The organism is Agrobacterium bohemicum, assembly GCF_001562555.1.
Taxonomy (GTDB): domain Bacteria; phylum Pseudomonadota; class Alphaproteobacteria; order Rhizobiales; family Rhizobiaceae; genus Agrobacterium; species Agrobacterium bohemicum.
This window is the reverse complement of record NZ_KQ961031.1, coordinates 246,460-260,950: the sequence shown is the minus strand read 5'-3', so window position 1 is coordinate 260,950 and position 14,491 is coordinate 246,460. Positions and strand designations below refer to the sequence as shown.

The window sequence follows — 14,491 nt, the reverse complement described above, 5'->3', positions numbered from 1 at the left end:
GTCAGGCTCATAACCTGAAGGCCGCAGGTTCAAATCCTGCCCCCGCAACCAAAAATTCCCAAAAGCCAAATAAAGCCACATCATGCGCCTTTCTGTGTTCCTGTCCCTACAGTCGTCATGGTTCGGCCCATGAGATTTTCCAAAAGTGCCCGCTCGTGGCGAAACTCGCCACCACTCTTGTCGGGTGCGAACATCACGATCGCGGCAAGATCGACGCGGAACCGTTTCAACACCACCGATAAAAAGGTTCTGTGCTTCGGAAAACTATTTTAAGTTTTAGCCCAGCTTTAATCCAATAATCCGTTGGCCTTTCTTAGAATTCTGTCGACCAGTTTTTCAGGCATAAACCGGCGGAGCATGCGGACTTGGCTCGATTGTTTGCCTGCGGAATAGCGTAACTTTGGTGTTTTGGCTGTAGCGGCTTTGACTACTGTATCGGCGACGATCTGGGGATCGTCACCCTTTTCGATCCATGTCCGCATCAGGCTTTCGCTATGTGTTCGCTCGGCAGTGTAGACAGGTAGCGGCTGGTCGACGTGGGTCAGGTTTTCTTCGAACGCGGTTCGTGTGACGCCGGGCTGGACGAGCACAATGCGGATGCCGAAGCCGCGCACTTCATGATCCAGTGATTCCGAGTAGCCTTCTATAGCGTGTTTGGTTGAGGAGTAGAACGCATTGTAGGGTGATGGGATAAGCCCCAGAACTGAACTTATATTGATGATTCGGCCACTTTTTTGGCCGCGCATGATTGGCAGTACGGCGTTGATGACACGGACTACCCCGAAGACATTAACGTCGAAAATGCTCTGGGCTTGGGCGATGGAGGATTCTTCTGCTCCGCCGAGCAAGCCAATCCCGGCATTGTTGACGACGAGGTCTATGCGGCCAGCCTGCTTTACGATCTCTTCGATCATTCCTTTAACCGATACCTCTTCCGTCAAATCACACACCAACATGGTGATACCGTGCGGATTGGCAGAGGGCTTCCGGCTCGTGCCAAAGACCTGATAACCGGCTTTTACAAGTGCTTGGGCGGTGACAAGTCCTATGCCTGAAGACGCGCCGGTCACTAGAGCGACACCTTTGTTTCTGTTGGTCATGTCGTCAGCTTTCATTGAGTGTGGATCGCCATTTCAAACCGTGATACTATCTTTTCGATATCAAGTCACTATCGAAAAGATACTTAATGAATAATGTCTTAGTTAGGAAGTGCCCGGTTGCACGGGGTCTTGAGTCAGTAGGTGATGCGTGGACAATCCTCGTCCTGAGAGACGCTCATGCTGGTCTCACGCGTTTCGACCAGTTCAGGAAGAGCCTCGGGATAGCTCCGACCATGTTGACGAAGCGTCTTAAAAGCCTCACGGAAGATGGCTTGCTGAAAAAACGCCTCTACACCGAGCGTCCGCCCCGTGACGAATATGTGCTCACGGAAGCAGGCCGGGATTTTCTACCTGTTCTGATGATGATTGGGGCGTGGGCACATCGCCATTGCGATGGTGAAATGGCACGCTATGTCGACGCGGAGTCTGGCGTCGAGATCGAATCTGTTGCAATAGATGCCGTGACGGGCGCAAAGCTTGGAACCCGGGCGATACGAATGTCGACGCCAGTCCGTGACGACAATCCGCGATAGAGAACACACGATCAAATGTTTTCAGCTGCGTGCCAGCGCTTCGGCAATCACCTCGAGAAATGCTGGACCATAGCGATCGAGTTTGGCTTCGCCAACGCCGGGAACTCTTGCCATTTCACTGCGGGATATTGGTTTTGCGTTGGCGAGTTCAATCAATGTCTTGTCGTGGAAGATGACGTAGGGCGGTAGATTTTGGGTACGGGCGATTTCCATGCGTCTTTCGCGTAGCGCCTGGAAGAGCAATGCATCTTCGGCTGGCAGATCGATTGCCGCTCGCCCCTGAGATTTCTGGCCGCGTATTGCTGGTCGCGGCGCTTGAGGTTTCCGCAGCATCAGTGCTGGCTTTTCGCGCAGGAACTGGCGCCCCGTCTCGGAAATGGAGAGGCCGCCATGCCCCTCAAGATCAACCTCGAGCAGGCGTGAAGCAATCAACTGCCGCAGGATTGCGCGCCATGTGCGATTGTCATGCTCCTTGCCGATGCCATAGGTGGTAATCTGGTCATGGCCAAAGCGGGAAATTCTCTCGTCGTCCGCGCCAAGGAGAACGCTGATGATATAGGCCTGGCCGAAGCGTTCTCCCGTTCTGTAGATGCAGGACAGAATTTTCTGAGCGGCGATGGTGCCGTCAAACAGCTCCGGGGGTTCGGCGCAGGTGTCGCAATTGTTGCACGGCTCGCAACTGTCTCCAAAATAGGAAAGCAATGCCTGACGACGGCATCCCGCTGTTTCTGCCAGTCCCAGCAAAGCGTCCAGCTTTTGCCGTTCCATGTGTTTGCGCTGGTCTGGTGCGTCGGAACCTTCAATAAAGCGATTGCGTAGCGCAATATCTTCGGAGCCGTACAGCATCAGGACATCAGACGGCAGACCATCGCGCCCCGCGCGCCCGGTTTCCTGATAATAGGCCTCGATACTGCTGGGTAGGTCGATGTGGATGACGAAGCGTACATCCGGTTTATCGATGCCCATGCCGAAGGCAATGGTGGCGACCATGATGATGGCTTCGCCATGCTGGAAACGAGTCTGGTTTGCCTCACGCTGATCTCTGTCCATGCCAGCGTGGTAGGAAAGCGCGTCATAACCTTCAGAACGCAGCCACTCTGCCGTTTCTTCAGTCTTTCTTTTGGACAGACAATAGATGATACCGCTTTCATCCTGATGATCGCGCAGGAAACGCTTGACCTGCGCGCGGGGATTGTCCTTTTCCATGATGGCGTAGCGGATGTTGGGACGGTCGAAGCCGGCGATGAAAGCGTCGCTGCCTTCAATGCGCATATGCTCCAATATCTCCGCCCGCGTCGGCTCGTCCGCAGTCGCCGTCAACGCCATGCGCGGCGTATCGGGAAATCGCTCGATCAGCAGGTCGAGCTGGCGGTAGGGTGGTCGGAAGTCGTGGCCCCACTGCGACAGGCAGTGGGCTTCATCAATGGCGATGAGTGATAGCTGCACGTTCTGAAGGGAATCGAGAACATCAGGCTTCAGCAGCGTCTCGGGTGCCGCATAGAGAATGCTGACCTTGCCGCCACGGATATCAGCCCACAAGGCGCGGCGTTCATCCGGCGAGAGGTTGGAGTTGAGCGCTTCTGCCCTGACACCGGCCTGGCGCAGGGCTGCAACCTGATCGACCATCAGCGCGATAAGCGGCGAGACGACGAGGCCCATGCCGGGGCGCGAGAGCGCGGGAATCTGGTAGCAGAGAGACTTTCCGCCACCCGTGGGCATCAGCACGAAGGCGTTGTTGCCAGCGATGACATGTTGAACGATGTCTGCCTGCTGCCCGCGAAATGTGTCGTAGCCGTAGATGGTCTTGAGAATATGGAATGGATCAGTATTCAAGGGGGTCTTCTTTGAGATTCGGTTGCCCGGCACCTCATTCCATATTCATGATAATCACAACCCCTTTAGAGCGGGAAACACAGGCAATCACTCCGCCGCGGTTTTGAGGCAGCCCTCTATGATCCCTCGGATTTCTGCGCGACAGGAGCCGCAATTGGTGCCCGCGCTCAGGGTCTTGCCGATGGCTTCGACGGTATGGCAGCCCTCGCGGATCGCACTAGTGATCTGGTTGACGCCGACATTGAAGCAGGAGCAGACAGTTGCGCCGGGGTCCGATTTGCCAGCGCCGGGGCGGCCTGCGACGAGAGAAAATCGGGTGCGCAAATCCGTGTGGCGCACTGCGAGTTGGGAGATCGCCCAGTTACGGGCGACGGCGACAGGGGTATTGGCGACGTAAAGTGCGGCCAGCAATGTGTCGCGATCGAAGAAGGCAAGCCGTATCTGGCCGGAGCTATTATCGGCATAGCCGATTGGCTCTATCTGTGGAGCGATACCGAAGACGGTGCGACTCCAGTTGATCCAGTCTTCCGGAGCTTCCTCAAAGGCAAGTTCCAGCCGGTAACCGCCCTCGGCTTTGGCGAGCGCCCAATAGGTACAATCGAGGTGCTGCGGCTTTTCCTGTGTGACTGCGAAAGCAAAGGCTTCGGCCTGAAAGCGTTGCATCTTCACCGCGATGTTTTTCGATGCGGGCTGGCCTGAATAGGGATCTGTCACCGGCGGTACCAGTGTATCGACGCGGGCATGGGCGGCGAACTGCTCGTTCCAGTGCATGGGTACGAAAAGGTTTCCGCGTGCCTGCCTCTCCGTGACCAGAGCGCGTACGATGATCTTGCCAAGCGGGCTTTCGATTTCGACGAGATCGGCGCTGTCTATGCCCGCTTCCATGGCATCACGAGGATGCATTTCGATGAAGGGTTCAGCGATGTGGGATGAAAGGCGGGCGCTTTTGCCGGTGCGCGTCATGGTGTGCCACTGGTCGCGAATGCGGCCGGTGTTGAGTGTCAGTGGGTAAGCAACGTCGATGCGGGATGTTTGCGGCAAGGTGGTGTCGATGAAGCGGGCTCGGCCATCTGCGTGGAAGAATTTGCCGTCGGCAAAGAAACGTGTTGTTTCTGTGCCTATGGATACGGGTTGCGGCCAATTGAAGGGTGGCATCCCGTCATAGTCTGGTTTTGTGAGATCAGAATATGCGCCGATGTCGAAATCACGGCTGCCCCGATTTTCGAAGCCGGACAGAGCGGCATGTTCTGCGAAAATCTCTGCCGTGCCGGTGTAATCAAATGCTCCCGAAAACCCCATTCGCTGACCAACCTGCGACAGTTGCCACCAGTCTGCCGTTGCGTCTCCCGGTGCTGGCAGATATCCGCGCTGGCGAGAAATGCGCCGCTCCGAATTGGTGACTGTGCCGTCCTTTTCGCCCCAGCCCAGCGAAGGCAGCAGAACATGCGCGTATTTTGCCGTGTCGGTGGTTGCGAACATGTCTGATACGACGACAAAGGGGCAGGCTTTCAATGCGGCTTCGACGGCGCTGGCGTCGGGCATGGAAACAACCGGGTTCGTTGCCATAATCCACAGGGCTTTGATACGGCCATCCGCAACTGCCTGAAACAGATCGACTGCTTTCAGGCCGGGTTTAGTGGCGATGGCAGGGGAGTTCCAGAAGCGCTGAACGCGGTCGCGATCATCAGCATTTTCAATGTCCATATGTGCGGCGAGCATGTTGGCGAGGCCGCCAACCTCGCGGCCTCCCATAGCGTTGGGCTGGCCGGTGAGGGAAAACGGACCCATGCCGGGCCTCCCGATGCGCCCAGTGGCAAGGTGGCAATTGATGATGGCGTTGACTTTGTCCGTGCCGCTGGCCGATTGGTTGACGCCCTGGCCGTAGCAGGTAACGACTTTTTCGGTGTGTTCGTACAGTTCGTAGAACTGGATGAGTTCGGCAATGGTCAGCCCCGTGGCTTTTGATATCTCGGGGAGGCTATATCCCATCGCAGATTGGCTGGCCGCATCGAAGCCGTTCGTAAAGCTTTCGACATAGGCATGGTCGATTGCCGGGCCGTTGGCGAGATGCGCCAGAAGGCCGGTGAAGAGTGCCACGTCTCCATCCGCGCGGATGGCCAGATGCATGTCGGCAATATCGCAGGTCATGGTGCGGCGCGGGTCGATAACGACGATCCGCATGTGCAGTCGCTCAAGTTTGGCGGCGGCGAGGCGCTGGTAGATGACCGGATGGCACCATGCCAGATTGGAGCCGGTGAGGATGACGAGATCGGCTTCGAAAATGTCTTCGTAGAGGCCCGGCACTGTATCAGAGCCGAAGGCGCGGCGGTGGCCTACGACGGATGACGACATGCACAGGCGCGAATTGGTATCGATATTGGCTGAACCGATGAAGCCTTTCATCAGCTTGTTGGCGACGTAATAGTCTTCCGTCAGCAATTGGCCGGAGACGTAGAATGCGACAGAGTCAGGTCCGTGTTCGGCAATGGCCTCAGAGAATTTCGAGGCCACGAGGTCAAGCGCGTCGTCCCAGTTAACCCTGATACCATCCACCTGCGGATAGAGCAGACGCCCCTCCAGATCGATGGTTTCGGCCAGCGCCGAGCCCTTGGAACAGAGCCGTCCCAGATTGGCGGGATGATCGGGATCGCCTTTGACGGAGACCGCGCCATCGTCATCGATCTTGGCAATCACGCCGCAGCCGACGCCGCAATAGGGGCAGGTGGTCTTGACCTCTTGTGCCATGCTCACTCCGCCGCGATCATGAGGCTTTCAATTGATATCGACAGTTTGCCGTCCACATTGCGCACGGGAATGGAGCGTACCGCACCTTCATCCGCGCCCAGCGCCTTGCCGGTTTCCAGCGAAATCACCCAATTGTGCAGCGGGCATGTAACCGATGCGCCGTGGACAATGCCTTGGCTGAGCGGCCCGCCCTTGTGTGGGCAATGATCCTCGATGGCATAGACATCGTTGTCCGCCGTGCGGAACACGGCGATCTTGCCAGATGGCGTTTTCACGCAGCGTGCGCCGCGCAGAGGAATGTCGGAGATATAGCCGATATCGACCCAGTTCATTGCGTTTATCCTGTCCTTGTCGATGATGTCTCCGGGTGGGCGAAAACTCCTCTTTCCGCCCACCCGACTGCCCACGCGCCCGTCACGCCTTGCGGCGGTCGGTCACTCTGCGGCTTGATTGAAGCCGATGGTCGCCATCGGTTTGAACTCGTGCTTGTGCTCGCCGGACACGCGCTCCGACCATGGATCGACCTGCGCGAATTTCTGGCTGAAGACGAAACGTTCGAAGTAGGCTTTGCGCTTTTCGGCATCGCCCATGATCTGGCGGCGAACCTCGTCATAGCCGATGCGCTTGGCCCATTTGTAGATGCGTTCGAGGTATCGCCCTTGTTCGCGGTACATCTGCGTCAGTGCCACTATATGCTCCAGTGCCTCGTCTTCCGTCTTCACCAACCCCAGAACTTCCGTGCCCTTGATGTCGAGACCGGCGGCACCGGCGAAGTGGATTTCGTAACCACTGTCGACGCAGATCACGCCGATATCCTTGCAGGTGGCTTCGGCGCAGTTACGCGGACAGCCTGATACGGCGAGCTTCAACTTGGCCGGTGTCCAGGAACCCCACATGAATTTCTCGACGCGAATGCCGAAGCCAGTGGAATCCTGCGTACCGAAGCGGCACCAGTCTGAACCGACGCAGGTTTTGACGGTCCGAAGGCCCTTGGCATAGGCTTGACCGGAGATGAAACCGGCCTTGCCGAGATCGGCCCAGACGGCGGGCAGGTCTTCCTTTTCGATGCCGAGAAGGTCGATACGCTGGCCACCGGTCACCTTCACCATGGGTATTTCGAACTTGTCGACAACGTCGGCGATGGCGCGCAATTCGTTGGCGTTCGTCACGCCACCCCACATGCGCGGCACGACGGAATAGGTGCCGTCCTTCTGGATGTTGGCGTGAACACGCTCGTTGATGTAGCGCGACTGATAATCGTCGGCATATTCATCAGGCCAGTCGGACACGAGGTAATAGTTCAGCGCCGGGCGGCATTTGGCGCAGCCGCAGGAGGTTTTCCATTCCAGTTCCTGCATCACGGCGGGAATGGTTTTCAGACCCTTGGCCTTGATCAGGCGGCGGACATCATCGTGGCCAAGCTCTGTGCAGTTGCACATGGGCTGAACGGCGGCTGGGTTGTAACTATCGCCAAGCGTCAGCGTCATCAGTTGCTCGACAAGGCCCGTGCAGGAACCGCACGAGGCCGAGGCCTTGGTGTGGGCGCGTACATCATTCAGCGATGTCAGCCCCTTCGACGTGATGGTCGAGGTGATCTTGCTCTTGCAAACGCCGTTACAGCCACAGATTTCCGCATCATCCGGCAAGGCTGCAACGGCCGCCATAGGGTCCAGTGGGGACCCTCCCTGATAGGCTTGGCCGAAGATAAGGGTGTCCCGCATCTCCGAAATATCGGTCGCTTTTTTCTTTAGATCGTTGAACCAAGCGCCATCGGAGGTCTCGCCATAAAGAACGGTGCCGATGATGCGGTTGTCTTGGAGGATGACGCGCTTATAGATGCCTGCGGTGGCATCGCGCAGCACGATTTCTTCGCGATCATCGCCATCGGCAAAGTCACCGATGGAGAAGAGGTTGATGCCGGTGACTTTGAGTTTGGTCGGCGTGTCTGCATGCACGAAGGCCGGTGTTGTATCGCCCGCCAGATGCGAGGCGGCCACCCGCGCCATTTCGTAAAGCGGCGCAACGAGACCGTAGACCATGCCATCCACTTCAGCGCATTCACCGACCGATAGGATATCCCCGTCCGAGGTCTGCATGCCCGCATCCACGACGATACCGCGATTGACGGCAAGGCCTGCGTCTTTCGCGAGCCCCGCATTGGGCCGAATACCCACAGCCATCACCACCAGTGTTGCTGGAATGATGGTGCCATTGTCGAGTTCGATGCCCTCGACCTTATCGGTGCCGACGATCTGCTTGGTGTTGGCCTTGGTAATGACCTTGATGCCGCGATCTTCCATTGCTTTTTGCAACAGGTAACCTGCTGCCGGGTCGAGCTGACGCTCCATCAGCGTTGGCATCACATGCAGCACGGTAACATCCATGCCGCGCATGGCAAGACCTGCCGCTGCTTCCAGCCCCAGCAACCCGCCGCCGATAACGACGGCCTTTGCGCGGGATTGTGCGGCCAGCAGCATCGCATCCACATCATCGAGATCGCGGTAGGTGATGACGCCCGGCAAATCCTTGCCCGGAACGGGGATGATGAAGGGAACGGAGCCGGTGGCGATGACCAGCTTGTCGTAGCTTTCGGTGACGCCATGGTCGGAGGTTACCGTCTTGGCTGCACGGTCGATGTTGACGATGCGGTGGCCCTTGTAGAGCGTGATGCCGTGCTGGATATACCAGCCATCGCCGTGGATGATGATATCCTCATAGGACTTCTCACCCGATAGCACCGGCGACAGCATGATGCGGTCGTAATTGACGCGTGGTTCGGCATTAAAAATCGTGACCTTGAAGCGGCCCGGTGCTTTCTCGAGCAGTTCTTCCAGCATACGGCCGGGGGCCATGCCGTTTCCGATGATGACAAGTTTTTCTGTCATAGGGATTACTCCGCAGCTTCGACGAAGCGGTGACGTTCGTAGAGGAACTTCAGCACGGCTTCGCGGCATTTGAGGTAGGTTCGGTCGGAGGCAAGGTCGATGCGATGGCGCGGCCTTGGCAGCGGCACGTCGAGAATTTCACCGATATGGGCGGCGGGTCCATTGGTCATCATCACGATGCGGTCGGAAAGCAGTACGGCTTCATCCACATCGTGGGTGATCATCACCATGGTGTTGCCAAGACGAGAATGGATTTCCATCACCGCATCTTGCAAATGCGCGCGGGTCAGCGCATCGAGCGCGCCGAAAGGCTCATCCAGCAGCAGGATTTTCGGCTCCATGGCCAGCGCCCGGGCAATGCCGACGCGCTGTTTCATGCCACCGGAAATTTCCGATGGCTTCTTGTCCTTGGCATGGGCCATCTGCACGAGGTCGAGATTGCGCATCACCCAATCGTGCCGCTCGGCTTTCGATTTCGAGTAGCGGAAGACTTTTTCGACGCCGAGATTGACGTTTTCATAGACTGTTAGCCACGGCAGCAGGCTGTGGTTTTGAAACACTACGGCGCGTTCCGGGCCGGGTTCGTTCACTTCACGATTTTCCAGAAGGACGACGCCGGAGGAAACCTTGGTGAGGCCCGCGATGAGGTTCAACATGGTGGACTTGCCGCAGCCGGAATGGCCGATGACGGAGACGAATTCGCCCTTGCCAATGGTGAGGTTGATGCCCTTCAGCACCTCGGCGCGGACACCGCCCTTGTCGAAATATTTGTCGATGTGATCAAGCTTGAGATAGGCGTTCATGCTGCTCTCCTTCTCAGTTTGCCGCGCCGCGGGTGACGACATTGCCAAGCGCTGCCACCAGCTTGTCGAGGACAAAGCCGACGACGCCGATGTAAGCGAGTGCGACGATGATGTCGGGCAGGCGCGAGGAATTCCACGCATCCCAGATGAAGAAGCCGATGCCGACGCCACCCGTCAGCATTTCAGCGGCAACGATGGCCAGCCAGGAAAGGCCGACCCCGATGCGCAGGCCGGTGAAGATGTAGGGAGCGGCCGAAGGCAGCATGATCTTGTAGAAAAACTCCAGCTGGTTCAGCCGCAGCACCTTTGCTACGTTGCGGTAATCCTGCGGGATGTTGCGAACGCCAACGGCGGTGTTGATGATGACGGGCCAGATGGAGGTGATGAAGATCACGAATATGGCGGATGGATTGCTGTCCTGAAAGGCAGCCAGCGACAGCGGCAGCCACGCCAGAGGCGGCACGGTGCGCAGCACCTGAAAGATCGGGTCGAGACCGCGCATCGCCCAGATCGACTGGCCGACGACCGCACCGAGGATGACGCCTGCGATGGCGGCCAGGCCGAAACCATAGGCCACGCGCTCCAGCGAAATCAGAACACGCCAGCCAAGCCCGATATCCTGTGAGCCGTTGACGAAGAACGGATAGGCGATCAGGTCATAACTTTCCTGAAACACCTGGCTCGGTGGCGGCAAGGTTGCGCCGGGGGACGAACAGAGCATCTGCCAGATGCCGAGCATCAGCACCAGCACGACCAGCGGCGGAACGACATTGCGGGCGATGGCCGCTGCGATCTTTTTGGCGTTCAGCGTTGGTGCCTTGCGGCGGTCGATGGCAATCACGGTGCCGCTTTTCGGAATGGCGGTGGCCGTTGCCATGCTGTCTGTCTTGCGGGCGGTTGCGGTCATGGTTTTGTCCTGTCGCGTTTAGGAGGCAGCTTTGATCGAAAGGCTGTCGAGATAGGCGGATGGGTCTTCCGGGTCGAAAACCTTGCCGTCGAAGAAGGTCTCCTTGCCGCGGGATTTGGACGTTGGGATATCGGTCGCAGCCACGCCCAGTTCCTTGGCGGCTTCGCGCCACAGGTCTTCGCGGTTGACCTGGGACACCAGCGCCTTGATGTCGGTATCGGGCGCAAACTTGCCCCAGCGGACATTCTCGGCGATGAACCAGCTGTCATGGCTCTGGAACGGGTAGGACGCGCCATCTTTCCAGAATTTCATCTGCAAATCGGTGCCGTGTGCCACGCGGCCATTGCCATAATTGATGTCACCCTTCAGGCGACCCAGCACGTCCTTCGGCGGAACGTTGAACCACTGGCGTTTACCCAGAATGGCCGACATCTCATCCTTATTGTTCATGCTGTCGCACCATTGCTGGGCTTCCATCACGGCCATGAGGATGGCTTTTGCGGCGTTCGGGTTCTTCTCGACCCAGTCGGCGCGCATGCCCAGCGCCTTTTCGGGGTGACCCTTCCAAAGTTCGCCTGTGGTACAGGCGGTAAAGCCGATGCCCTGGTTGACCAGTTGCTCGTTCCACGGTTCGCCCACACAGAACACATCCATGTTGCCAACCTTCATATTGGCAACCATCTGCGGTGGCGGAACGACGATAGTGGACACATCCTTGTCGGGGTTGATCCCTCCAGCGGCCAGCCAGTAGCGAATCCACAGATCATGCGTGCCTCCGGGGAAGGTCATGGCGGCCTTGATTTCCTTACCCTCGGCCTTCTTCTTCTCAAAGGCAGCCTTCAGCTTGGAAGCATCCATCTGAACGCCGGTGTCGGCATATTCCTTGGCAACCGAGATGCCCTGGCTGTCGAGATTAAGCCGGGCGAGAATAGTCATCGGTACCGGTACATTGTTCTGCGTCACCTTGCCGGTGTGCATGAGGTAGGGCATGGGGGTGAGAATATGCGCGCCATCGATGCCATTGGATGCGCCGCCCAGAACGAGATTGTCGCGCGTCGCACCCCAGGATGCCTGCTTGGCAACTTCCACATCTGGCATGCCATATTTGGCGAAAAGTCCTTTTTCGGCTGCGACAACAAGCGGCGCTGCATCCGTCAACGCGATATAGCCAAGTTTTGCACCGGTCACTTCAGGTGTCGCCGCTGCCGCAAATGCACCAGATGGGAAGGCGGAGCGGATTGCGGTGATCAGCGCAGCGGTCGCCGTTGTCTTCAGTATGCCGCGGCGGCTTATATTGCCTGTGAATGTCGGTTTCATTCATGTTCCCCATTTTTTAAAGCCGCCGTCAGGGCGCCTGTTTCCCAAGTGCAAAAGCAAAAGTGCAAAAACAAAAAAACGCCGCTCGGAGATTGCGTTTGCCGGGAGGAGGTCCCGATCAGCAAAAACCTTGCGACGTCGATGTCGTTGGTAAGCAGCAATGAAGCGCTTTTATCCCCGATCGCCGTTGACCGAGTGTTTGATATCAAGCAAACGCTATGCCAGTTTGCTGGGAAGTAAAATAAGTCTTTGATAAGGAAACGTTATTACTGGAATGCTTGTATTTTTTTCAAAATTTAATCGTGAAGATTACGGCTCATATTTTGCGCACATGATGTCATTACAGCTTTTTCGGTGCGCAGCATTTGTGCAGTGCGTTATAGTCAGGCGTCCTCAGCGCTGGCAGAGCCGAGGTTTCCTGCACTGACCGGGAAGTTCTTCACGTAGTCCTCAATCGCGCTCGGGTCGAAGACATGGCCGTCCATGAAACGGTCGCCATCCGTGTTGCCTTCTACCCGCGTATCGGATTCTGGCGGTGTATTATCTGCGCCCAGAGCATTACGATAGAGATCGCTGCGATAGGCCGACGCCGCAGCCTGTGCTGCGTATGGCGTGAAGCTCGCTTGTCCCCAGCGGATCATCTGGCTGTAAATCCATAGCGCCTGACTTTTACGCGGATAATTCGCGAAATTATCGTGGAAGGTGAAGTAGCGTTCGATCACTCGTTGATTGCCCTCGGCATCGACATTGAAGCGTCCGGCCAGAACCTGCCGGATGATCTCCACGGGTGCGGCGATGTATTTCGCATCCGCCAGTGTTTCGGCCAATGCGCCGTGATTTTCAGCACTGTCGCACCAGCGGGCGGCTGCATCCAGCGCCACCAGCAGGCGTGAGACGGCTTCGGGCTGCGCATCCGCCCATTCCGGACGCATGCCTATCACCTTTTCCGGTGCCGATGGCCAGATGTCCTGCTTGGCGGCAACGATGCGGCCGATGCCGCGTTCGCTCGCTATCATATTCCATGGCGCGCCGACGCAGAAGCCCTCGATAGAGCCTGCTGCCAGCGCGTCGGATGTCAAAGGCGGCGGCACGACCACGAGTTTGACGTCCCGGTCGGGATCGATAGAGCCTGCCGCCAGCCAATAGCGGAACTCGTAATTATGCGACGAAAACGGATAGGTGACGCCGAAGGTCGGAATGGGTTCGCCCCGTTCGCGCATATCATCGAGAAGGGTCTTGAGCGCTTTTGCATTTTCAAGCGCGCTCGCCGTCTGTGAAATTCCCGTCACCTCACGCATACGCGCAAACAGTCGTGTGGAAAGCGTAATGGCATTGCCGCCGCGCCCCAGCGAAAACGGAGTGATGGTGGGGGAGGGATTTGACCCCAGATCCAGCATCGAAGCAACTGGCATGGGAGACAGCATGTGGGCAATATCGAATTGCCGGAATGCCAGGCGATCACGGACATTGGCCCAGGACACGTCCTTGACGAGGTCGAGTCGAAGGCCTTCGCGTTCGGCAAAGCCGAATTCGGCGGCGGCGATGAGGACAGACGCATCGACAAGCGGAATAAAGCCCGCGCGAAGGGTGCGCTGGCTGTCACTGCCAATAAGAGCGGGTGCGTTGTCGACGCTGCCGATGATTGTCATTGTCCTGCTTCCTCTCCTGTCCTTGCGCCGCTCACATCAGCAAGCCTGCTGCAGTGACCACGCTTTGCGCGATATCGGACAGTTTCTTCTTCTCGTTCATTGCCGTCTGACGCAGAAGTGCAAAAGCTTCCTCTTCCGAAAGCCCGCGCATTTTCATGAGAATGCCTTTGGCGCGCTCCACGATCTTGCGGTCTTCAAGTGCCGATTTCGCCTCGGCCAGTTCTTGCTTGAGGCGGCTGAAGGCGTTGAATCGGCTGACCGCCATATCAAGAATGGGTTTGACCCGCTCTTTCTTCAGCCCGTCTACGATATAGGCTGAAACACCCGCCTCGACAGCCGCTTCTATGGAGGCCGTATCCGAGCGATCAACGAACATGGCGATGGGTCGCCCCACCGTGCGGGTCAGTTGAAACAGATGTTCCATCATGTCTCTGTTGGGGTTTTCGATATCGATGACGATGACATCGGGACAGAGTGTGTCGATGATACGCGCCACGCCGTGGACTTCGTGGATCACGGTGACGCGGTCATGCCCGGCCTCTCGCAGACCCTCTTCGATAATGGAGGCGCGAATGGCATTTTCATCGATCACCAGAATGGTCAGGTCGCGCTGCGTCATCGCGCATAGATGACGCAGCGCAAAATTATTTGCAATCTTTTTCAGCGTGATTAAAAAATGTGCGTATTGGCTATTTTGTTTTGTACCAAAACATTTCTCC

The 14,491-nt window shown here is 57.3% G+C and carries 12 protein-coding genes; 2 read left to right on the top strand and 10 right to left on the bottom strand.

Annotated features, from left to right (window positions below):
• A partial coding sequence (locus ATO67_RS23375; RefSeq protein ID WP_210176141.1) for a hypothetical protein occupies positions 1–242 on the top strand: 242 nt, incomplete at its 5' end.
• A 45-nt stretch (positions 243–287) separates the two neighbouring features.
• Here ATO67_RS23375 and ATO67_RS15935 read toward each other — a convergent pair.
• The gene (locus tag ATO67_RS15935) at positions 288–1,100 is read right to left on the bottom strand and encodes an oxidoreductase (protein ID WP_067651422.1); all 813 of its coding nucleotides are present in this window, start codon (positions 1,098–1,100) and stop codon (positions 288–290) included.
• An 86-nt stretch (positions 1,101–1,186) separates the two neighbouring features.
• Here ATO67_RS15935 and ATO67_RS15930 point away from each other — a divergent pair, with 86 nt between their 5' ends.
• The gene (locus ATO67_RS15930; RefSeq protein ID WP_067651348.1) at positions 1,187–1,633 is read left to right on the top strand and encodes a winged helix-turn-helix transcriptional regulator; all 447 of its coding nucleotides are present in this window, start codon (positions 1,187–1,189) and stop codon (positions 1,631–1,633) included.
• 21 nt (positions 1,634–1,654) lie between these two features.
• On the opposite strand, the gene recQ is transcribed toward ATO67_RS15930, so the two are convergent.
• From recQ to ATO67_RS15885, 9 genes are all read right to left on the bottom strand, one after another.
• On the bottom strand, positions 1,655–3,466 hold the full coding sequence (gene recQ / locus ATO67_RS15925; protein WP_067651345.1) for a DNA helicase RecQ: 1,812 nt from the start codon (positions 3,464–3,466) through the stop codon (positions 1,655–1,657).
• An 87-nt stretch (positions 3,467–3,553) separates the two neighbouring features.
• Positions 3,554–6,211, bottom strand: a complete 2,658-nt coding sequence (locus tag ATO67_RS15920; protein ID WP_067651342.1) for a nitrate reductase — start codon at positions 6,209–6,211, stop codon at positions 3,554–3,556.
• A 2-nt stretch (positions 6,212–6,213) separates the two neighbouring features.
• Positions 6,214–6,543, bottom strand: coding sequence for a nitrite reductase small subunit NirD (nirD, locus tag ATO67_RS15915; RefSeq protein WP_067651338.1), 330 nt, complete (start codon positions 6,541–6,543; stop codon positions 6,214–6,216).
• Positions 6,544–6,645: 102 nt separating this feature from the next.
• The gene (gene nirB / locus ATO67_RS15910; protein ID WP_067651335.1) at positions 6,646–9,096 is read right to left on the bottom strand and encodes a nitrite reductase large subunit NirB; all 2,451 of its coding nucleotides are present in this window, start codon (positions 9,094–9,096) and stop codon (positions 6,646–6,648) included.
• Between the two features lie 5 nt (positions 9,097–9,101).
• Positions 9,102–9,899, bottom strand: coding sequence for an ABC transporter ATP-binding protein (locus tag ATO67_RS15905; RefSeq protein WP_067651332.1), 798 nt, complete (start codon positions 9,897–9,899; stop codon positions 9,102–9,104).
• Between the two features lie 13 nt (positions 9,900–9,912).
• Positions 9,913–10,806 carry a nitrate ABC transporter permease gene (gene ntrB, locus ATO67_RS15900; RefSeq protein ID WP_067651330.1) on the bottom strand — a complete coding sequence of 298 codons (894 nt, stop codon included), beginning with the start codon at positions 10,804–10,806 and terminating at the stop codon, positions 9,913–9,915.
• An 18-nt stretch (positions 10,807–10,824) separates the two neighbouring features.
• The gene (locus tag ATO67_RS15895; protein WP_067651327.1) at positions 10,825–12,123 is read right to left on the bottom strand and encodes a CmpA/NrtA family ABC transporter substrate-binding protein; all 1,299 of its coding nucleotides are present in this window, start codon (positions 12,121–12,123) and stop codon (positions 10,825–10,827) included.
• A gap of 383 nt (positions 12,124–12,506) precedes the next feature.
• Positions 12,507–13,772 (bottom strand): CmpA/NrtA family ABC transporter substrate-binding protein, encoded by a 1,266-nt coding sequence (locus tag ATO67_RS15890; protein WP_067651324.1) that lies wholly within the window; start codon positions 13,770–13,772, stop codon positions 12,507–12,509.
• 31 nt (positions 13,773–13,803) lie between these two features.
• Positions 13,804–14,391 carry an ANTAR domain-containing response regulator gene (locus ATO67_RS15885; protein WP_067651321.1) on the bottom strand — a complete coding sequence of 196 codons (588 nt, stop codon included), beginning with the start codon at positions 14,389–14,391 and terminating at the stop codon, positions 13,804–13,806.
• Between the last annotated feature and the right edge of the window lie 100 nt (positions 14,392–14,491).

Excerpts from the sequence above, each read along its gene's own strand:
- ATO67_RS15935 (WP_067651422.1), bottom strand. The coding sequence starts at position 1,100 with ATGACCAACAGAAACAAAGGTGTCGCTCTAGTGACCGGCGCGTCTTCA.
- ATO67_RS15930 (WP_067651348.1), top strand. The coding sequence starts at position 1,187 with ATGAATAATGTCTTAGTTAGGAAGTGCCCGGTTGCACGGGGTCTTGAG.
- ATO67_RS15920 (WP_067651342.1), bottom strand. The coding sequence starts at position 6,211 with ATGGCACAAGAGGTCAAGACCACCTGCCCCTATTGCGGCGTCGGCTGC.
- nirD (WP_067651338.1), bottom strand. The coding sequence starts at position 6,543 with ATGAACTGGGTCGATATCGGCTATATCTCCGACATTCCTCTGCGCGGC.
- nirB (WP_067651335.1), bottom strand. The coding sequence starts at position 9,096 with ATGACAGAAAAACTTGTCATCATCGGAAACGGCATGGCCCCCGGCCGT.
- ATO67_RS15905 (WP_067651332.1), bottom strand. The coding sequence starts at position 9,899 with ATGAACGCCTATCTCAAGCTTGATCACATCGACAAATATTTCGACAAG.
- ntrB (WP_067651330.1), bottom strand. The coding sequence starts at position 10,806 with ATGACCGCAACCGCCCGCAAGACAGACAGCATGGCAACGGCCACCGCC.
- ATO67_RS15895 (WP_067651327.1), bottom strand. The coding sequence starts at position 12,123 with ATGAAACCGACATTCACAGGCAATATAAGCCGCCGCGGCATACTGAAG.
- ATO67_RS15890 (WP_067651324.1), bottom strand. The coding sequence starts at position 13,772 with ATGACAATCATCGGCAGCGTCGACAACGCACCCGCTCTTATTGGCAGT.
- ATO67_RS15885 (WP_067651321.1), bottom strand. The coding sequence starts at position 14,391 with ATGACGCAGCGCGACCTGACCATTCTGGTGATCGATGAAAATGCCATT.